The organism is Streptococcus sp. HMSC074F05 (genome assembly GCF_001808725.1).
In the GTDB taxonomy this organism is placed as follows: domain Bacteria; phylum Bacillota; class Bacilli; order Lactobacillales; family Streptococcaceae; genus Streptococcus; species Streptococcus parasanguinis_I.
Map to the genome: position 1 here is coordinate 645116 of NZ_KV794411.1, position 20486 is coordinate 665601.

The following is a 20486-nucleotide window of genomic DNA, read 5'->3' on the forward strand; positions in this document are numbered from 1 at the left end:
TCCGCAAAATCCGTCCTACATCCCTTGGCTTAGAAGGCCAGCAGAGATAGTCAATTGTCCCTGCCAAATGACACAGACCAAGGTCGTATTCACGACTAAGAAAGTCAAGGGACTGACCAAACTAGACAAGATACCAGCGCGAATTTGCCAGACTTTGTAGTCCTGATTGACCTCTCTAAAATCTTCTAATTCACTAGCCTGTTGTCCAAAGGCCCGAATCACTCGCATCCCTTGAAATTGCTGACGCGTCACCGTGACCATCCGGTCTGTAATTTTTCGAATGTTTGCAAAGAGAGGATTGACAATCCGAGACATGATGACAATAATCAGCGTCAAAATGGCCACCATCCCCAAGAACCAAAGGGTTAATTTCGGACTGATCGTAAAGGCCATGATAATAGAGCCAAAGACAATAATCGGCGCCCTCAAAAAGAGGCGCAAGAAGAGATTGATCCCAACCTGGATTTGATAGGTATCAGAAGTGAGACGGGTTACCAAACTAGATGTACCGATTCTATCTCGCTTGTCCTTTGGAAGGGACAAGATCTTATCATACAAATCCTTGGTCATCTCACAGGTAAATCCGACAGCTGCTTTAGATGAAAAATACTGAGCCGTAATAGCAACAACGACACCAAAGCTAGCAAATAAAAACAAAGCACCGACCGTCATCACCACCCCACTCGTTTCCTTTTTCGGAATGACCTGATCGACTAAGTGGGCAATGATTAAAGGCACGCACAATTCAAAAATAGCTTCTAAAAGCTTAAACACGGGCCCTAGAAAAGTTTCCCATAGATAGCCCTTAAAATACTTCAATAATGATTTCATACTACTCGATCTTTTCTAAATAGGATATACCTATTTTACCACAATTTTAACTGACAAAAAAACTCTCCCTGCAGAGCAGAAAAAGTAAGAACGTAGACAAACAGCTCTTTAATATAAATCTATTAACTTCTATAAGTAGAAAATAATTTATTTTGGTAGAGATATTTAATCATCTACTGAAACTTTCCGCAGTGAGAAAAGTGCTAGAAACACTATTGTTTCTAGCACTCGGAATTGTTGAGACCTTAGGCTCAATAATTAGTCATGGAACTTCTTCGAAGTTCGCTGACGTCCGTACTCACCTAAGGAAAGTTTCTAAGATGACTTTGTCTTCAATCTTACTATTCCTACATAGCATAGAAGGATTGTTCAGTTTTTCTGCTATTTAAATCTTGTTAGACTCAAGAACCCTATAAGTTTTATTCAGTCTTTGTCACCTCGCTTAAGGTCTTGCCCATTCTCCCTAAACCAATCAGTAAGAGAGGGAAAGATAGGAATGTTATAAGGCCTAGCACAAGAAAGACTGCTACAAATCCACAAGTATCGATCAACCAACCAGTCAGTGGGAAAATCACGATCATAGATAAACTAAACATCATCGAATTGATACTCAGCATGGTTGCTCGTACACTGGAAGGTAGATAGGCTTGTAAATCATTGTAGTAGATGGGTTGGTAAACGGCATAAAGGGCATTGGTTAAGAGATAGACACTCAGATAGGCGAATGGGGTCTTTACACCTACTAAAAGCAAGGCCAACCCTGTCAGTGCAACTAGAATCGGAAAGACTTGATTACTATTCCATTTTTTCCCGATTTGACTGGCCAAATAAACCGCTAGGAGATTGAATCCACTACCAATTAACATGATGAGCGAAACTTGCCAACTAGCTAAGTCACTAATTTTCTGTTGGTAGTAAAAATAAAACATACACATGATGGTCCCTACCAACTGATAGATGAGCATCCAGTAAAATAAGACTGGTTTTTCCAGCCATTCTTGTTTCACTACCTCCAATATCCGCTTTAAGGTCAAATGATTTCTTTCATCACTCTTGCTCTCTGGCTCCTTCATCAGAAAGATCAAAAGAATAGAAAGCAAGGAAAGCCCAATAGCAATATAATAGGTCCAAGCCAATGCTCCGTGAATAAAGAAGCCTGCCACGACTGTACCTAACGTTCGGGTGACTTCGGCCACACCAGACAAGAAGCTAGAAATCTGAAGATAACGGTCTTTTTGACCTGCTTCTACCGCTGAATCAAATAAGAAAGCTGTACTAGTCCCCGAGTCAAAATTATAAGACCAAGCATTGACCATCATAGCAATCGCATAGATCCAAAAGTTCCCCTGACCAAATAAAATCAAGATCGAGGATCCAATACTGGACAAGCGAGCCAAATAAAGATTGGTCTTGTAACTAAAGCGATCGGCCAACATACCAGATGGGATCTCGCATAAAAGGCTCGTCCCATGAAAGATACTCTCTAATAAACCAATCTGAAGCAAAGAAAGACCATTTTGAATAAAAAAGAGAATCCAAAAACTGGTGATTCCAAAATAAGATGTAAATTCCAGACCTGCTAGGAGTGAAATATTGCGTTTGTAAGTTCTTTTAAACATTGTTTTTCCTCTTTCAATAGATTATATAAGTGTTTCTAAAAGACTTACTTAGAGTTGCCTACATTTTCTCCACCTCCTTCATTCTTTCTTGATTCAGTTCTTGACGCAATTGGGTCACTTGATTAGACAAGGACACCAACAATTCGGTTTGCAACTTTTGAATTTCCAGTAAATCCGTCTGGTCTTGCTGCACCATATGATCAATCTTCGTATGCAACAAGCGAATTTCCCGTTCAGACTCCATATTGACGTTAAAGTCATTTCGCGCTTGCAGGCGATCATAATCTGCTGCCCTGTTTTGGCTCATCATGATCAAAGGAGCTTGAATCGCCGCAATCGTAGAAAGTGCTAGATTGAGCAAGATGAAAGGATAAGGGTCAAAATTCCAGCCAAAGGGATGCAAGACATTGATCAACATCCAGATAGCCATCATCATGATGAAGCTAATAATAAAGGTCCAAGAACCACCGAAGCGCGCAACAGAATCTGCTACCCGCTGACCGAAGGTATAGCTGGCTGTCAAGCGGTCTTCAACGTTAAAGGGGCGCTCGCTTTCGGGCATGACACCTGTCACCTGCTGTTTAATGGCTTCGTTTTTATCATTGGCACGCTCAATAATCTGACCTAGATAATCCATACAATATTGGCTCAAATTTTTATACGTGATAAAATCATCCATTTGACTTTCCGGATAGGATGTCTTGAGCATCTGTTGAATGGAATGGTCCAGATCCGCAATCAAAGATCCTTGGCCTTCTTCGTATTCTTTCCCATCAATGATGTCTATTTTCAGCATTGAAATTCCTTTCATAGTTTTTTGAAGCAGATAAAAGTGAAAAACGCCTAATGGCGTTTTTACGTCTATTAAGGTTTAATACGGTGCAACATACGTGGGAATGGAATAGCTTCACGGATGTGTTTTGTACCAGCTGCGAAGGTTACCATACGCTCAATCCCAATACCAAATCCACCGTGTGGAACTGTACCGTATTTACGAAGGTCAAGGTAGAATTCATACTCTGTACGATCCATGCCAAGTTCATCCATTTTTGCAACAAGGGCATCGTAGTCTTCCTCACGCATAGAGCCACCGATGATTTCTCCATAGCCTTCTGGAGCAAGCAAGTCTGCACAAAGCACGCGCTCTGGATTTCCAGGAACTGGTTTCATGTAGAAGGCCTTGATAGCTGCTGGGTAGTTCATGACAAATGTTGGCACACCAAAGTGGTTTGAAATCCAAGTTTCATGTGGTGAGCCGAAGTCATCACCATGTTCCAAATGCTCATAATCCGCATCTTCATCATTTTCATGCTCTTGCAAGAGATCAATGGCTTCATCATAGGTGATCCGTTTGAATGGTTCAGCAATGTAGCGTTTCAAGAGCTCTGTATCACGTTCCAAGGTTTCCAAAGCTTGAGGAGCACGGTCCAAAACACCTTGAAGCAAAGCTTTGACATAAGCTTCTTGCAAGTCAAGTGACTCATCGTGTGTCAAGTAAGAGTACTCAGCGTCCATCATCCAGAACTCAGTCAAGTGACGGCGAGTCTTAGATTTTTCAGCACGGAATACTGGTCCAAAGTCAAAGACGCGACCAAGGGCCATAGCACCAGCTTCCAGATAAAGCTGACCTGATTGACTCAAATAGGCTGGTGTTCCAAAGTAGTCTGTTTCGAAAAGTTCTGTAGAATCTTCTGCCGCATTTCCTGAAAGAATTGGGCTATCAAACTTCATGAAGCCATTCTTATCAAAGAACTCATAAGTTGCATAGATAATGGCATTACGGATTTGCATAACGGCAACTTGTTTGCGTGAACGCAACCACAAGTGGCGGTTGTCCATCAAGAAGTCTGTCCCGTGTTCTTTAGGAGTGATTGGGTAATCTTGAGATTCACCGATCACTTCGATGTCTGTAATATCCAATTCGTAACCAAATTTAGAACGCTCGTCTTCTTTGACAATACCAGTCACAAACACTGATGTTTCTTGGCTCAAGCGTTTGATGGTATCAAATTTTTCAAGCCCCACTTCTTCGCCGAATTTTTCGATAAAGTTTGGTTTAAAAGCCACACCTTGGAAAAAGGCAGTCCCGTCACGCAATTGCAAGAAAGCAATTTTTCCTTTACCTGATTTGTTGGCCACCCAAGCACCGATGGTCACTTCTTGACCAACATAGTCTTTTACTTCGATGATAGTAATCCGTTTTGTCATCATTCATCTTCCTTTTCTCGTTAAACTTGTCCGAAGACATTATCTTCTTAATTGTATCATAAAAAGGCTTTCAGTGCTAGGCTCTACCTGTGAAAACCAGATTTTTTTTAAAGAAAAAGATCCTCAGCTCATTACTAAGGATCTTGCGATTTTATTTTTCCATAAAGGCCTTGAGTCGGCGAACAGCCTCTTTCAGGGTGTCCAAATCTGTCGCATAAGACAAGCGAATATTTTCAGGGGCACCAAAGCCAGCTCCCGTTACTAAAGCAACCTCTGCTTCTTCTAAAATTGCAGTGGTAAATTCCGTCACATCCGTATAGCCCTTCATCTCCATGGCCTTCTTGACATTTGGGAAGAGATAGAAGGCTCCTTGAGGTTTGATGGCTTCAAAACCAGGTACTTCATTCAACAAAGGATAAATAGTATTCAAGCGTTCCTCAAAAGCTTGACGCATGATCTCAATAGAAGATTGGTCTCCTGTGAGGGCTTCGATTGCGGCATATTGGGAAACGGTTGTTAAGTTGGAAGTTGTTTGGCTGATCACCTTGGCCATAGCTCCGATAATCTCAGAATCTCCTACAGCAAAACCAACCCGCCAACCAGTCATAGCATAGGTTTTAGAAACTCCGTTAATCACGATGGTTTGCTTGCGAATCGCTTCTGATAAGCTAGAAATGGGCGTAAAGGTATTGCCATTGTAGACTAATCGCCCGTAGATATCGTCTGCCAAAATCAAGATATCATGCTCGACAGCCCAGTTTCCGATTGCTTCGAGTTCTTCTTTACTGTAGATCATTCCTGTTGGATTGGATGGCGAATTCAGCAAGACAACCTTGGTCTTGTCTGTCCGTGCTGCTTCCAATTGCTCTACCGTTGCCTTGAAGTGATTTTCTTCTGTTGTTTGGAAAGTAACAGGTGTGCCTTCTACCATCTTCACCTGGTCTACATAAGAAACCCAGCAAGGGGTTGGAATGATGACTTCATCACCTGGATTGATGACAGAAGTAAAGAAGGCATAGATGATAAACTTAGCACCAGTACCGACCACAACCTCATTTCGATTCACTGCATAGCCATAAAACTCTTTCATGTAGTCGCTAATGGCATCCTTCAATTCTGGAAGTCCAGATGCGACCGTATAAAAGCTAGCGCGACCATCCTCGATCGATGCGACTGCTGCTTCTTGAATATTTTTTGGAGTCGCAAAGTCAGGTTGACCCAGGGTCAAACTTAAGATATCACGACCTTCTGCTGCCAAAGCTTTGGCACGCGCATTTGCAGCCAAGGTCACACTTTCTTCCATTTCCAATACACGATTTGATAATTTCATATTTCCTCCTCAAATCCTAAAAAACACCGGTGACTTTCCCAGTCTTGAAATCCACCACATAATAAGAGCTCCCAACCTTGACTTCCCAGATCGGTTTGCCTTTAAAGCGTCCAAAAGTTACCCGATCAATAGCGTCCTGACTCTTCTCTTTGACGACGGAAGCTGCCTTTTTGGAACTAACTCCTTCTTTCAAAGGGTAGGTATAGACTGCATCATCCGCCTGCGCCACCAAGACCGCTAGTTCTTGCCCCTCTCGGTCCTTGCCAATAAAGGAAAGATAGGCTTCTTTGCCATGAAAGAAACTATCCGTCTCAATGGTCGCAATCGAAGAGTGAGACAGAGCTATTTTTCTTGCTTGTGCAATCTGATCCTGCAAGCGATCAGAAGTTTTTTCAGCAAGAAATAGCCAAGAAAAAAGGACCGTCAACACTAAGATACAGATTCCTATTATATGTTGCCATACTATAAAAAGATTATTTTTCTGTTTCACTCCCTCATTATACACCAAAGCCACCTAGAATTCTATAGATTTTCAAGAAAGAGTTGTTACTAATATTTCATACCTGTTACAATGTTTTAGTATAAAATTGTTTGATAAGCAAAGTAAAATTAACACCTTTGCTATCATTTGTTCATAGTTTAATAAATTTGTCACAATTTTGTAACTAATTTGAAAATAAAATTAAACGACAGAAATACTATTTATTGATAAAATATAGATATGGAAAATTTAAAGAGATTATTCAAAGAAGCAAACGTAGATTTAAAAACCATGATCGTCTTCCACAAGGCAGAACGATTGATCCGTGCGTCTGAGGCTCATATCTTTAAAAAGCACCAGTTGACACCAACTCAATTCTCTGTACTTGAGACCTTGTACAGCAAAGGCGATCTTCGCATTCAAGATCTGATTGATAGCATTCTTGCGACCTCTGGAAATATGACTGTGGTTATTCGCAATATGGTCCGCGATGGTTGGATTACACGCGAAACCGATCCAGAAGACCGCCGTGCTTATCTTGTATCTATTACAGATGCCGGTCGTAAAAAGATCGAAGAAGCTCTTCCAGATCATATCAAAAATATTCAACGCTTGATGCAAGTCTTTAATAGTGGCGAGCAAGCTGAGTTGACAGAACTCTTGAAGAAATTCAAACATATCGCCTAAGCCTACTGCTCAAGACGATTCTGACTCCAAAATCCTCTATTTTGGAGTTTTCATCGTGCATTCTCTTTATCTAACAGTTAAAAAAAATATTCCTGACGCTTCTCAGGAATATTTTTATTTATTCTTTCACAAAGACCCATTCCTTCTCTTGCGATAAATCCTTACGATAAGAGAAACCTGCCACTTCTAGTGATTTCAGATCTTCTAGCTGGGTGATTTCTTCCTTCATCATAGCTGTCACCATGGCCCCACGTGCTTTTTTTGAAATCGTCGAGTGAATCTTCAGGGTCCCCCCACGATTCTCCATGAATTTGATCCGAGTCATTCGCTCACGAATGGCTTTTGAAAAGACCTGTTCAAACTCAGAAGACAAAAGGGATAAGATCTGGTCCTCACCTTCTACTGCCCGATCATAGTCCTCTTTCCAGAATGCCTTTAGAGCCTTTCCAGCTGGTTTTAGCTTCATCATAAAATCCAAGCGATGGGGCGCAATCCCTTCATAGGCAGGTAGTACACCATATAAAGCAGTCGTGATCAACAAATGTTCCTGCAGATAAGCCTGCTCTTTTTGGGATAAGTCTTGACGCTCGATACTACGGTACATAAGGCCATCAAACAGTTCCAAAGCAGGATAGGTTTTGGCACTCCCATCTACCAGAGCCTCAATTCTTTCCTTTTCTACTAGGGCTCTTTCTTCTGAGATCTCGTAAAAGGTCGCTAATTCTTCTAGGGAGAATGCCTTCAAAGCTTGGAGGATAGTTTTTGTGTTCTCTGACAAGGGTTGGGGCTCGACGATACGAGCCTGTTCGTTCAGTTCTTTAGCGGATGGAATTAATAGTTTCATAGGTCTATTGTACCATATTTTTCAAATTTTCTTGACAGGAGTTTTTATTAATGTTATTATCTAGTTATGAAAACTAGATAAAAGAAAGGTGAAGATTTCGTGTCCACTTTTTCCTATCCAACGTGGGAGCAACTACCTGAGCTAGACCTCTATCTCGATCAGGTCCTACTTTATGTCAATAAAACCTGTGCACCTGTTCTCTCTTCTTCTGACAAGGGCTTGACGGCTGCCATGATCAACAATTACGTAAAACATTGCTATGTCGAAAAACCAGATAAGAAGAAATACCAGCGTAGACAGGTGGCTCGCTTGATCGCTATTACAACCTTAAAAACGGTCTTTTCTATTCAGGAGATCGCTTCTACCTTAAACTTCTTGCAGGACCAGGCGAGCTCAGATCTTCTCTATAATAGCTTTGTCGCTTATCTCAATGAGCAAAAAGATCCAATCGCTCCCATTATTCGCTCTGCCTGTCAGACAGTTCAACTTTATCTAGAAACCTTATCCTATATACAACCAGCAAACAAGGAGGAAGAAACTGATGAATTATACCATGAAACTAAGTAAAAAATTATCTTTTGGTGAGGAGATCGCAAATAGTGTAACCCACGCTGTTGGAGCCCTCCTTATGCTCATCCTGCTTCCGATCTCAGCAGTCTACAGCTTTGAGCAGCACGGTCTTCTTAGCGCTTTTGGGACTTCTATTTTTGTCGTTAGCCTATTTTTGATGTTTCTGTCTTCGACTATCTACCATGCTATGTCTTATGATTCTCCTCAAAAGTATGTGCTTCGCATTATCGACCATTCCATGATCTACATTGCGATCGCAGGCAGTTACACGCCAGTTGTCCTTACCTTGATGAACAACTGGATGGGCTACAGCATTATTTTGATCCAATGGGGAACCACCATCTTTGGTATTCTCTACAAAATCTTTGCCAAAAAAGTCAATGAAAAATTCAGTCTGGCTCTTTACTTGATCATGGGCTGGTTGGTCATCTTTATTATTCCCCAAATCGTTAGCCAAACCAATCCGATCTTCTGGGGTCTCATGCTCATGGGCGGTCTGTGCTACACGGTTGGAGCTGGCTTTTATGCTAAGAAAAAACCATACTTCCACATGATTTGGCACCTCTTCATCCTTGCAGCTTCTGCTCTTCAGTATTTAGCGATTGTATACTTTATGTAATACGCTCACCACTCTTATGAGTGGTTTTTTTGTGATTTTTTCTGTACAATAGAAAAAAACTGTATGGGGACAGTCGGAATGAAGACGAGCAAATACCAACAAATTATCGATTTCTTAAAAGAAGCTATTCAAGATGGAGAACTGGAAACTGGACAAAAAATTCCTTCTGTTCGCCAGTTAGCTAGTCAATTTTCTTGTAGTAAGGACACGGTGCAACGTGCCTTGCTGGACTTGACTTACCAGCACTTCCTCTATGCTAAGCCTCAGAGTGGCTACTATGTTTTGGAGCAAGAACCTGATCGACATGAGGATATTCCACTAAAATTAGAGAAAGACCGCAACCAGGCTTTCGAGGACTTCCGGACCTGTATCAATGAAACCTTGATTGGTCGGGAGAATTATCTCTTTAATAACTTTTCGGACCAAGCAGGCTTACTCGAAGTACGCCAATCGATTCAAGGCTTATTAAAGGAAGAAAGTATTTATACGACTGCGGATCAGATTGTTTTGACTGCTGGTACCCAGCAGGCGCTCAATATCCTCAGCCAGATTGACTTTCCCAATAAAAGATCGCAGATCTTGATCGAGCAACCGACTTATCATCGGATGAACCAACTCTTAGATTCGCAGCGACTTGCCTACCGTACCATTCAACGTAATTTAACGGGGATTGATCTCGAGGAACTTGAAGAGATTTTCAAAAGTGGCCATATCAAATTCTTCTACACGATCCCTCGTTTTCACTATCCGCTTGGTCATAGCTATTCGACCAAGCAGAAAGAAGCGATCTTGCAACTAGCTGACCAATATGATGTCTACCTTGTTGAGGATGACTATCTTGGAGATCTTGATGGCAGCAATGCCCCTTCTTTTCATTATTTGGATCAAAAGGACCGAGTCATCTATATCAAATCTTTTTCGACCAATCTCTTTTCTGCTCTTCGCATCACTTCCATGATCCTTCCCCAAGCCCTTCTTAAACCTGTCTTGACCTATAAGACAATTCTGGACTATGATAGCAACCTTATTATGCAAAAGGCTTTGAGCCTTTATATCGATAATGGTATGTACCTGACCAATAAAAAGCGACTCCTCGCCAGAAAAAAAGAGGAAGAAGAAAGTCTGAAGACTTTGATGGATCAGTCTCCTCTTCTCCCTCATCTGACCCTGACCCACGATGGGGTCCTAGTAGATCTTCATCAAGTCAAATCTCTTGCTTCCTTAAAACACAGTGGACTCCCGCTTGATTTTTTTGAAGCAGCCTACATCACTCCTTGTCCCTATCAACTAGCAAAAATCCAATCAGCAGATGTTGCCAACGTTTTACCAAAGCTGACGCCTTTTTTTGAAAGAGAAACCCTCGTATAGACTATACGAGGGTCTTCTTATTTTTTTAAGTGCTCATAGACCAATTTGGCATTCTGAAGGCCAATCCGATAGTCGATGCGAATTAAGCGAATCGCTTCCATCTCTGGTTCTTTGAGGTACTTCTCTTTTTGTTCCTTGGAGATGCTACCTGGTTTTAGAAGATAGTGGGTGAATTGATTTCTAACTTTAGTAAGCTCTACTTGAAGGGTGAAATAAAGTCCAAATAAGACAATCACAACTCCCATCATGATCAGATCGTTTGACATGGTTTATGCTTCCTTTTTCTGTTCTTTTCTTTATTTTACAGTTTTCAAGCAAGAAAAACAAGAGGCTGGGACAAAAGTCCTAGCCTATTAATTATTTTTGGATTGTCGAGCAAGACGCAGTGGTTGAGTGGGCTCTACTACGCTGCTTTCATCAGCTTTTACAGTCCTACTCAACTGTGCGGAGGTGGGACGACGAAATCGAATTCTAACGAATTACCGATTTCTGTCCCACTCTCTCTGTTTGTCCTTATTTCATCATACCGGCCTGGAGGTCATACATTTTCTTATACGTTCCTCCTAGAGCAATGAGCTGATCGTGATTGCCTGATTCGATGATTTTTCCCTTATCGAGAACATAGATGCAATCGGCATCTTGGATGGTAGAAAGACGATGGGCAATAGCAATGGTTGTCCGCCCTTGGCGCATCTTCTTCAGAGAGTTTTGGATCATTTCTTCCGTCTCTTGGTCAATATTAGCCGTGGCCTCATCCAAAATGAGGATCTTAGGCTGGACAGCAATGGTCCGAGCAAAAGCCAGAAGCTGACGCTGACCAGTCGATAAGGTAGACCCCCGCTCTGTTACTGCATGATCATAGCCACCAGGTAGATCCTCAATAAAGTCTGCCACATCCACAAATGCAGCTGCTTGTCGGATTTCCCCATCTGTCAGTTCTTCATGGTACATCCGGATATTAGAAGCAATGGTTCCATGATAGAGAAAAGGTTCCTGCAGCACTAGACCGATAGACTTGCGCAAGGCTTCCTGACTGTAGGCCTTGATATCCTGTCCATCAATCAAGATCCGTCCACGATCAAATTCATAAAAGCGCATGAAGAGATTGATAATAGAGGATTTACCAGAACCAGTATGGCCAACAAAAGCGATGGTTTGTCCGTTTTTGACCTCAAAGGAGATATCTTTTAAGACATCCCGTTTGCCATCATAAGAAAAAGATACATGGTCAAAACGAATATCTCCCCGCTCGATCTCTTTCAGGCTACCAGCTTGCTTGGGCTCATAGTCGTCTCGATCCATCATTTCAAACACACGACCTGCAGAAATGGTTGAGGTCTGCAAGGTTGCAAAATTTTGGGTGACATCAATCAAGGGCTGGAAAAGCTGGCTAACATACTGGATAAAGGCATAGATAAGACCTGCTGTAAAGCCAGAGGACTGCCAATTTAGGCCAAAAAAGGTTAGAATGACCGCATAAGCCAGGACCTGTAACAGGGTCATAGCTGGCCTCAAAAAGAGGGAATTGACATCCACAGATCGGTTGGCATAATCCAAATGTTCCCCATTAATCTGTTCGAATTCATCCGTCAAGCGCTTTTCTTGACGAAAGGCCTGCACGATCCGCATTCCTTCAATGGATTCCGATAATTTTACATTGATATCTGATAATTTTTGTCGGGTCATCTTGACCAAGCGATTGGATAACTTGCGATAGAGACGGATGGAAAACCAAATAATGGGAAGAAAAGGCAGGATCCAAATGGTCAAATGCCAGTCCAAGCTAAACATGGTTACTAGGGTGACTAGAAAGAGTAAAAAGGATGAAACCAGGCTTGAAAAGACCGTAGAAAACATATCTGCGACTGCCTGGGTATCATTGGTTACCCGCGAAACAATCGAACCTGCTGCTGTCTGGTCATAAAAGGACATGCCCAGCCTTTGAAGATTTTGGAAAATATCTAGACGGATGTCTCTTACGATAGAATTGGATACACGCGCAAAGGTTAATTGACTCAGGTAAGTTGCCAGCACGCGCCCAACAAATAACCCATAGTAGAGAATCAAAAACTGAAAAGCTGTCATAACTGGAGAGCCTGCTTCTGTTGGATCCACTAGGTGGTCAATATACCAGCGAGCTGCAAGAGGGATCGCCGTCAATAACAGACTAGTCAGGAAGGTAAAGGCTAAGGCTAGGGCTGTTAACCATTTATAACGCCACATGTAAGTCAAGAGTCGCTTCATCACATGAGCTTCAGATGTTTTCATTCAGCTTTCCCTCCATTTCTTCTGATAATTGTTGGGCTTGATAGGTTTCATAGTACCAACCTTTTTGAGCCATTAATTCCTCGTGATTTCCTCGCTCCTTGATCTGTCCATTCTCCATTACCAGAATCAAATCCGCATGAACGATCGCTGATAGGCGGTGGGCTGTAATGATCGTTGTTTTCCCCTTGCGTTCCAGCTTCATATTTTCAATGATTTGGTGCTCCGTTTTAGCATCTACTGCAGACAGGGAATCATCCAAGATCAAGATCTCAGGATTCATGACCAAAGCACGACTCATGGCAATCCGTTGCTTTTGCCCGCCAGAAAGAGAGACTCCTCTCTCTCCCAGCACTGTCTCCATCTGGTCTGGCATGGCCAAAATATCCTCATAGACTCCACAAGTTCTCAGCGCTTTTATCACCTCTTCTTCCTTGATCTGTGGATCTGTAAAAGCGACATTCTCGCGAATGGTCATGGCAAAGAGAATCTGATCTTGAGGGACATAGCCGATCAAGCTTCGAAGATCTTCTAAGCGATAATGTTTGATGGAGATCCCATTTAGCAAGATATCTCCCTGCTCCAAGTCATGCTCTCTAAGCAAGAGACGCAACAAGGTGGTCTTTCCAGATCCAGTTGGACCCACAATTCCAAGGGTTTGCCCTTTTTTTAAATGAAAAGTAACCTTTTCAAGGACAGGCTCTTTCTCATAGGCGAATTCTTCAATGTTATATTCCAGATCGCCGTTTTGGATTTCTGTGACTGGTTGACTTGGATCTTGGATATCAGGTGTTTCTGCTAAAAGTGTCTCAATCCGATCATAGGAGACGCTAGCACGCTGACTAATATTAAACAAGAATCCCATGGCTTGAAGGGGCCAGACGAGCATATTAAGATAGGTAATAAAGGTTACGATTTGTCCAACCGTCAGGCTCCCTTCCTGAACAAATAGCCCCCCGAAGTAGAGCGTCAAAACATAGGAGAGACCGACAAAAAGAAGAGTAGTCGGATCAAACAAAGCATTGTAACCGGCTGAAGTCATATTCTTTGAAAAGACCATCTGATTGGTTCTTTCAAAAGCCCGAATCTCATCTGCCTGAAAGCCAAAGGATTTGGTCACCTTGACTCCTGATACTGATTCCTGAACAAAGTTGTTCAGCTCTGAGAAGCCTTCTTGGGCCTCTTTGAAGGCTTTGTGGTTTTTGCGTCCAATGGCGGAAGTCACTACCACCATAACCGGTAGGGGCAAAATAGCCAAGAGGGTTAAGCGCCAATCAATCATGAAAAACATGCTGACTAGGGTCACCAAGGCTGTCACAGAAGCATCTACAGCAGACATAACCCCACCACCAGCAAACATGGTTACCGCATTGATATCATTAGTAGCATGGGCCATGAGATCCCCTGTCCGATAACGTTGATAAAAAGACGGAGACATGAGCGTAAATTGCTGAAACAAACGGTAACGCAAGATCCGAGCCAACTTATTGGCCGTCCCAAAAATATAGCGTCTCCAAACAAAACGAAGGCCATACATGGCTAGAGCTGCGAGGACCAAAAGGGCGATATCCACAACTAACTGCCTAAGTGTCAGCCTTCTTTTATCGATCAAATCAATCACAAGTCCCATGATTATTGGAGGAATGAGATTTAAAAAGCTAACCAAGATCAAGGACCCTATCCCGATGAAGTATCGCTTCTTCTCTATATTAAAAAACCAAGATAATTTCCTCAACAGATTCATCTTATTTCCCCTTTTTGGTGAGGTACCAGCTACTATCCACTAGAGCAAACAACTCCTCATCAGCAATTGTTCCATCTAAGGGGATACTCACCCAATATTTTTTATTCATATGAAAAGCTGGATAAATCCCTTTCTGCTGGATGAGATAGGCTACTTGATCAGACTTGACATTAAAAACCTCTATTTTCCCAGACTTGCCAGCATCCAGTTTTTTCCAATCAATGGTCATAAAGACACCATACCACTTGAGGGTGTCTCGGTGGCGAATGGCACCGGATTCCAGAGATCTCTCCCACAAATACTCAATCGTTCCCTGATAGTGCAGGGAGATATAGGCCATGAGACGCTTGGCTTGAGGATAGAGAAATTCTTCTACCTCAAAACAAGCTTGGCGGATTCTTGCAAGACTTTCATGACAGGCTTCCCTGACTTGGCCAACAAAATTTCCTTGTAGCTGTTCCAGATGGATCTGGATATACTCGTCCCCTGTATCCTGATCATAGACCTGAAAAGAAATCTTCCGGTCGCAGACACGGACCTTTAAGAGAAAAGTGTCAGATAAGACGGGGCACTGGTACTCATAACCTGCTTCTCTCTTTTCAAATCCAAAAGCCAATCCCTTTTCTGGCTGAAAGGTGTAGCGGTCAAAATAATGCTCTAAAAACATTTTCTCTCCCTTATTCATTTTTGCACTAGAAGAGGCTGGAAACAACGTCCCCAACCTTGATAACGGATCTTCAAAACTACTTCAAGCAGTGATCGTTTCTTTTTTAAAACACGATGCGCGTGCCATGCAGTTGACAAACGCCCAATTGCTCCAAAAAGAGCTGACGATTGTCAAGGGTCACACCTCCACCTGGCAGGATCTGAATCTTTCCATTAGCCGCATCTAATAAACGATGATAGTGTGCAAAACGTTGCTCTAGTGGGTCACCTGGACTTCCAGCTCGTGTTAAAATACGGGCCACACCCTGATCAGAAAGCCACTCAATCGCTTCTAGCTGATCTGTATGAGCTAACTCATCAAAGGCCATATGAAAGACCACCTCTGCCTCTCCACAGGCTGCTAGTAAAAGCTGCATGATCCTCTGGTCCAACTTTCGATCGCTCGTCAGCGCACCCAGCACAAAACAAGTAACCCCTATTTCTTTCGCAGCCCGAATATCCGCTAGCATAGCTTCGACTTCCAGCTCAGTGTAGACAAAATCGCCACCACGGGGCCGGATAATGACACATAGATCCACGGACTTCTCTCTTGTCAGTTTGATTGCTTCATTGATCACACCTATACTCGGTGTGGTCCCGCCTACTGCCAGGTTGTCGCACAGTTCAATGCGACCTGCCCCAGCAGCAATCGCCTTATCAATAAAAGTTAAATTCTCTGCACAAAATTCAAAGACAAGCATGACAACTCCATTTTCAAAGACTTAAAACAAGGATATACTAACAGTTACCTTAGCATTGCCATTTTCCACTCTCGCTTTTGAGATACTATAGCCTGCTTGAGGGATCTCAAGGGTGATTTGATCACCATTCACTGTAAAGCCGCCTCCATTTTGATTGGATTGATCCTTCAAATAGTTGAGAACCAAGAATTTTGGAATGGGCATTTTCCCTAATTTAGCACTGGTCACAGTCAAATTCATGACATTGTTTTCAACTTGACCGGTCATGGTTAAATCTAGATAGCTATCAACTGGCCCTAAGGAAACAGGAACTTTGACGTGAAGGTCATTGCCATCCATTCCTAGTGCCATCTTTTGATAGTCAGAATTGTCAAGGGCAGAACCAGCACTTGATTTTACGACCTGACTTAATTGTACAGAATTGAGACTTAGCTCAGTTGAGAGTCCTTCCGTGCTCACAGAGGCGTTTGAAACAGCATTTTGAGCCAGCTCAATCAAAGAACTCCCTGCCTGCACATTTCTCAGCTGCTCCCCTTCAGGAATAGTTCCAGGAACCAACAAGATCACTAATAAAATCAATAAAACGATCACCATGCCAATCAGGCGTCTTATCCACTTAAACATCTGCTCCTCCAATACGTGAAAAGTTGTATTCTTATTGTACCTTAATTCTAAAGAAATTGCGACTAAGAGGGGCCTTTACAAAGCAAAAGAGAGCGTGGGACAGAAATCGGTAATTCGTTAGAATTCGATTTCGTCGTCCCACCTCCGCACAGTTGAGTAGGGCTGTAAAAGTTGATAAAATCAGCGTAGTAGAGCCCACTCAACCACTGCGTCTTGCTCGACAATCCAAAAACAATTGAGAGGCTAGGACTTTTGTCCCAACCTCTCTCTGTGCATTATTTCGATTTAATATAGTTAACACCATCTGCTTTTGGCGCAACTGCTTGTCCAAAGAAGGCTGCCAAGACAACCATGGTCAAAACGTAAGGCGCAATTTGCAAGTAGATGGATGGGATCCCTTTAAGCAAAGGCAATTGATTCCCGATAACAGCCAAACTTTGAGAAGCTCCAAAGAAGAGACTAGCAAGCATGGCCCCGATTGGGTTCCATTTCCCGAAAATCATAGCCGCAAGGGCGATAAATCCAGGACCTACAATAGTCGTCACCGCGAAGTTAACAGAAACTGACTGAGCGTAAATGGCTCCTCCGATTCCTGCAAGAGCACCTGAGATCATCACTCCTAAGTAGCGCATTCTATATACATTGATTCCCAATGTATCTGCTGCTTGTGGGTGTTCACCAACTGAACGAAGACGCAATCCAAATTTCGTCTTGAACATGATAAACCAAGCAAAGAATGAAAATAGAATCGCAACCCAGCCGATGATGCTGGCATTGTTGAAGAAAATATCCCCAATGACCGGAATTTTAGATAAGACTGGAATAGATGTTTTCCCAAAGGCAACTTTGATATTATCAGTTTGTCCCTTGTTATACATCGCTTTGACAAGAAAGACTGCCAATGGAGGTGCCATCAAGTTCAATACTGTACCTGAGACGATATGGTCAGCACGGAAATGAATGGTTGCCACCGCGTGGATCAAGGAGAAGAGTACTCCAATTCCTGCAGCAACGATCAAGGACAACCATGGTGTCAAACTTCCTAACTCAGGCTCAAAAGTCAAGTTAAAGATAATACCTGAGAAGGCTCCCATAACCATGATTCCTTCCAGACCAACGTTAACAACCCCAGCGTGTTCTGAGTATGCTCCTCCGATACTTGTGAAGATCAGCGGTGCCGCATACACAATCATAGAGGAAACAAGAATACTTAAAATCGTTACAATACTCATTAGTTTGCTCCTCCTTTTTTAGCTGATCGCACCGAGATCATCTTTTCGATAATGTAGTGGGCACATACGAAGAAGATGATAGATGCTGTCACAATTTGAACGACTTCTTCAGGGATAGCAGCTGGCTTCATACCAACTCCCCCAATTTGAAGCGCTCCAAACAAGAAGGCAGCAAATGGAATACCAATTGGTGAATTCATTGCAAGAAGGGCAACGGCCATTCCGTTAAATCCAACACTCATTGAGCTAGTTTGAACATAGACATTTGAGTAAATACCCAGACCTTCTGCTACTCCACCGATACCAGCAAGAGCACCAGAAATGATCATAGAAAGGATAATGGTCCGTTTTGCAGACATCCCTGCGTATTCCGCCGCATTCGCATTGAGACCAACGGCACGGATTTCAAAACCGAGTGTTGTTTTCTTCATCAAGAACCAGATGACCACCACTGCGATGATGGCAAAGAAAATCCCGATGTTCATTTGAGATTTATCCGTCAAATTACGCAACCACTCCGTCTGGTAGACAGCATTGGCTCCCACATCAATAGTTGAGTCCTTGTTTTTCATCAAGTAAGCTGGGAAGCTATGGATCAGGGCATTCCCACCATAGAGAACAATGTAGTTCATCATAATGGTGATGATGACCTCACTGGTTCCGAGATAGGCACGAAGGAAACCAGGAATCGCTCCAATAAATCCACCTGCGATAGCCGCAATCAAAACGGTCATCGGAATCATCAGTAAGCGAGGCATATTTGGGAAGGAAAGGGCAAACCAAGTCGCCATGATCCATCCTGCAAAAGCCTGACCAGGAAGTCCAACGTTAAAGAAACCGGCCCGGCTAGCTACTGAAAATCCAAGAGCAACTAAAATCAGTGGCCCCATAGCACGGGAAATATTACCCCAACTCTTAATCGAACCAAAGGCTTTCTTAAACAGCAATTCATATCCCCAAAGGGCATCATAGCTAAAGGCCCACATAATAATGGCACCCAAGACCAATCCTAAAAGGACAGACACCAATGGAACGGCAATTTGTTTTAAATTCTTATTCATTTGATGCTCCCTCCTTTACTTGTCCTCCTGCCATGAGGATTCCAAGTTCTTGCTTATTCGTTGTTTCAGGGGTTACGATCCCTTGGATCTTCCCATCATGAATAACTGCAATACGGTCAGAAACATTCAAAATTTCATCTAATTCAAAGCTGACAACCAGAACGGCTTTTCCATTATCCCGTTCTTGAATCAAACGTTTGTGGATATATTCGATCGCTCCAACGTCCAATCCACGAGTCGGCTGACTAACGATCAAGAGATCTGGATCGCGATCGATTTCGCGAGCGATAATAGCTTTTTGCTGGTTCCCTCCAGAGAGAGCCTTAGCAGGTACCACTTCACTGGCTGCACGAACGTCAAACTCTTCCATCAACTTCTTGGCATAAGAGGTAATATTTGGATAATTCAAGATACCATTCTTGCTAAGAGGTTCTTTATAATAGGTTTGAAGGGCAATGTTTTCAGAGATCATCATATCAAGGACTAATCCATCACGATGACGGTCTTCAGGGACATGCCCTACCTTCATTTCTGTGATTTGACGTGGACGAAGTCCTACAACATCCTTGCCTTTAATCTTGATTGAACCGGATTTCACCTTCCGTAGACCTGTAATGGCTTGGATCAACTCAGACTGACCATTTCCGTCAATCCCTGCAATCCCGACGACCTCACCAGCACGAAGTTCCAGTGACAAATTCTTAACAGCTGGGACACCACGGTTTTCGTTTACAACCAAGTTTTCGATCGACAAGACGACTTCTTTTGGTTGAGAAGGACCTTTCTCCGTTTTAAAGGAAACAGAACGACCGACCATCATTTCGGCCAAGTCTTGGTTGGTAGCACCACCAATCTCGACTGTCTCAATTGATTTCCCACGACGGATAACCGTTACCCGGTCTGAAACAGCACGAATTTCATCCAACTTGTGCGTAATCAAGATAATGGATTTTCCTTCATTTGCCAAGTTCTTCATGATTGTCATCAATTCTTCGATTTCAGCTGGTGTCAACACCGCAGTTGGTTCATCGAAGATTAGGATGTCGGCTCCACGATAAAGCGTCTTTAAAATTTCCACACGTTGCTGCGCACCGACGGAAATATCCTCAACTTTAGCATTTGGATCCACTGCTAAGCCATATTTTTTAGACAAATCAAGGATATCTTGACTGGCTTTCTTAAGATCCAAAATACCATGTTTAGTGGTTTCAGACCCAAGAATGATATTTTCAGCAACAGTGAAGGCTTCAACCAACATAAAGTGTTGGTGCACCATTCCAATTCCTAAAGAAGCTGCTTTTGAAGGTGAGTCTAGGTTAACAGTTTTTCCATTTACCACGATGTCTCCGCTAGTTGGTTCCAACAAACCAGCCAACATATTCATCAGGGTAGATTTCCCTGCACCATTTTCTCCAAGAAGTGCATGGATTTCACCTTTGCGCAACTGAAGATTAATCTTGTCATTTGCTACAAAGTCACCAAATTTTTTGGTAATCTCACGCATTTCGATGACATATTCGTGTGTCATGTGGGGTGTTTCCTTTCAAATCAATTTTTATTTCAATAAAACCTATTAGGACAGCTAATAGATTTTACT

At 42.6% G+C, this 20486-nt stretch carries 19 protein-coding genes and 1 pseudogene; 4 read left to right on the forward strand and 16 right to left on the reverse strand.

Annotation, left to right across the window (positions count from 1 at the left end; all coding sequences use genetic code 11):
• Positions 1–18 precede the first annotated feature (18 nt).
• The 6 genes and pseudogenes from HMPREF2685_RS06870 to HMPREF2685_RS06895 form a co-directional block, all read right to left on the reverse strand.
• Positions 19–831: pseudogene (locus tag HMPREF2685_RS06870) on the reverse strand (ABC transporter permease); the annotation flags it as partial.
• 419 nt (positions 832–1250) lie between these two features.
• On the reverse strand, positions 1251–2450 hold the full coding sequence (locus HMPREF2685_RS06875) for an MFS transporter (protein ID WP_070466068.1): 1200 nt from the start codon (positions 2448–2450) through the stop codon (positions 1251–1253).
• Positions 2451–2508: 58 nt separating this feature from the next.
• Complete coding sequence (locus HMPREF2685_RS06880; RefSeq protein ID WP_070466069.1) at positions 2509–3246, reverse strand: DUF1003 domain-containing protein; 738 nt, start codon at positions 3244–3246, stop codon at positions 2509–2511.
• Between the two features lie 68 nt (positions 3247–3314).
• The gene (asnS, locus tag HMPREF2685_RS06885; protein ID WP_003007581.1) at positions 3315–4661 is read right to left on the reverse strand and encodes an asparagine--tRNA ligase; all 1347 of its coding nucleotides are present in this window, start codon (positions 4659–4661) and stop codon (positions 3315–3317) included.
• A 148-nt stretch (positions 4662–4809) separates the two neighbouring features.
• Complete coding sequence (locus HMPREF2685_RS06890; RefSeq protein ID WP_003007583.1) at positions 4810–5988, reverse strand: pyridoxal phosphate-dependent aminotransferase; 1179 nt, start codon at positions 5986–5988, stop codon at positions 4810–4812.
• A gap of 16 nt (positions 5989–6004) precedes the next feature.
• Positions 6005–6418 carry a cell wall elongation regulator TseB-like domain-containing protein gene (locus HMPREF2685_RS06895; protein ID WP_037607928.1) on the reverse strand — a complete coding sequence of 138 codons (414 nt, stop codon included), beginning with the start codon at positions 6416–6418 and terminating at the stop codon, positions 6005–6007.
• Between the two features lie 291 nt (positions 6419–6709).
• Between HMPREF2685_RS06895 and HMPREF2685_RS06900 the strand changes: the two genes are divergently transcribed.
• Positions 6710–7156 (forward strand): MarR family winged helix-turn-helix transcriptional regulator, encoded by a 447-nt coding sequence (locus HMPREF2685_RS06900; RefSeq protein ID WP_003001765.1) that lies wholly within the window; start codon positions 6710–6712, stop codon positions 7154–7156.
• Between the two features lie 118 nt (positions 7157–7274).
• Here HMPREF2685_RS06900 and yaaA read toward each other — a convergent pair whose 3' ends face one another.
• A complete protein-coding gene (gene yaaA / locus HMPREF2685_RS06905; RefSeq protein WP_070466071.1) occupies positions 7275–8000 on the reverse strand; it encodes a peroxide stress protein YaaA in 726 nt (241 codons plus the stop codon).
• A 99-nt stretch (positions 8001–8099) separates the two neighbouring features.
• On the opposite strand from yaaA, the gene HMPREF2685_RS06910 reads away from it, so the two are divergent.
• The 3 genes from HMPREF2685_RS06910 to HMPREF2685_RS06920 all read left to right on the forward strand — a co-directional run bounded on the left by HMPREF2685_RS06910 (position 8100) and on the right by HMPREF2685_RS06920 (position 10557).
• The gene (locus HMPREF2685_RS06910; RefSeq protein WP_070466073.1) at positions 8100–8567 is read left to right on the forward strand and encodes a DUF1836 domain-containing protein; all 468 of its coding nucleotides are present in this window, start codon (positions 8100–8102) and stop codon (positions 8565–8567) included.
• Complete coding sequence (locus HMPREF2685_RS06915; RefSeq protein ID WP_070466074.1) at positions 8542–9189, forward strand: PAQR family membrane homeostasis protein TrhA; 648 nt, start codon at positions 8542–8544, stop codon at positions 9187–9189. Before HMPREF2685_RS06910 ends, HMPREF2685_RS06915 begins: the two co-directional genes overlap by 26 nt.
• Before the next feature lie 63 nt (positions 9190–9252).
• Positions 9253–10557 (forward strand): aminotransferase-like domain-containing protein, encoded by a 1305-nt coding sequence (locus tag HMPREF2685_RS06920; protein ID WP_070466076.1) that lies wholly within the window; start codon positions 9253–9255, stop codon positions 10555–10557.
• Positions 10558–10574: 17 nt separating this feature from the next.
• On the opposite strand, the gene HMPREF2685_RS06925 is transcribed toward HMPREF2685_RS06920, so the two are convergent.
• The 9 genes from HMPREF2685_RS06925 to HMPREF2685_RS06965 all read right to left on the reverse strand — a co-directional run bounded on the left by HMPREF2685_RS06925 (position 10575) and on the right by HMPREF2685_RS06965 (position 20417).
• On the reverse strand, positions 10575–10823 hold the full coding sequence (locus HMPREF2685_RS06925) for a hypothetical protein (protein ID WP_070466078.1): 249 nt from the start codon (positions 10821–10823) through the stop codon (positions 10575–10577).
• Between the two features lie 247 nt (positions 10824–11070).
• Entirely contained in the window at positions 11071–12825 is a 1755-nt protein-coding gene (locus HMPREF2685_RS06930) for an ABC transporter ATP-binding protein (protein WP_070466080.1), read from the reverse strand.
• Positions 12812–14566 (reverse strand): ABC transporter ATP-binding protein, encoded by a 1755-nt coding sequence (locus tag HMPREF2685_RS06935; RefSeq protein WP_070466082.1) that lies wholly within the window; start codon positions 14564–14566, stop codon positions 12812–12814. The genes HMPREF2685_RS06930 and HMPREF2685_RS06935 overlap by 14 nt, the downstream gene beginning before the upstream one ends.
• Position 14567: 1 nt before the next feature.
• Positions 14568–15233, reverse strand: coding sequence for an MmcQ/YjbR family DNA-binding protein (locus tag HMPREF2685_RS06940; RefSeq protein WP_070466083.1), 666 nt, complete (start codon positions 15231–15233; stop codon positions 14568–14570).
• 103 nt (positions 15234–15336) lie between these two features.
• Positions 15337–15972 carry a copper homeostasis protein CutC gene (locus tag HMPREF2685_RS06945; RefSeq protein ID WP_045759534.1) on the reverse strand — a complete coding sequence of 212 codons (636 nt, stop codon included), beginning with the start codon at positions 15970–15972 and terminating at the stop codon, positions 15337–15339.
• A 21-nt stretch (positions 15973–15993) separates the two neighbouring features.
• Positions 15994–16596 carry a hypothetical protein gene (locus HMPREF2685_RS06950; protein ID WP_045759535.1) on the reverse strand — a complete coding sequence of 201 codons (603 nt, stop codon included), beginning with the start codon at positions 16594–16596 and terminating at the stop codon, positions 15994–15996.
• Between the two features lie 275 nt (positions 16597–16871).
• Positions 16872–17828, reverse strand: a complete 957-nt coding sequence (locus tag HMPREF2685_RS06955) for an ABC transporter permease (RefSeq protein WP_021153355.1) — start codon at positions 17826–17828, stop codon at positions 16872–16874.
• Complete coding sequence (locus tag HMPREF2685_RS06960) at positions 17828–18889, reverse strand: ABC transporter permease (protein ID WP_070466085.1); 1062 nt, start codon at positions 18887–18889, stop codon at positions 17828–17830. The genes HMPREF2685_RS06955 and HMPREF2685_RS06960 overlap by 1 nt, the downstream gene beginning before the upstream one ends.
• On the reverse strand, positions 18882–20417 hold the full coding sequence (locus HMPREF2685_RS06965; protein ID WP_023918304.1) for an ABC transporter ATP-binding protein: 1536 nt from the start codon (positions 20415–20417) through the stop codon (positions 18882–18884). The genes HMPREF2685_RS06960 and HMPREF2685_RS06965 overlap by 8 nt, the downstream gene beginning before the upstream one ends.
• Positions 20418–20486 lie beyond the last annotated feature (69 nt).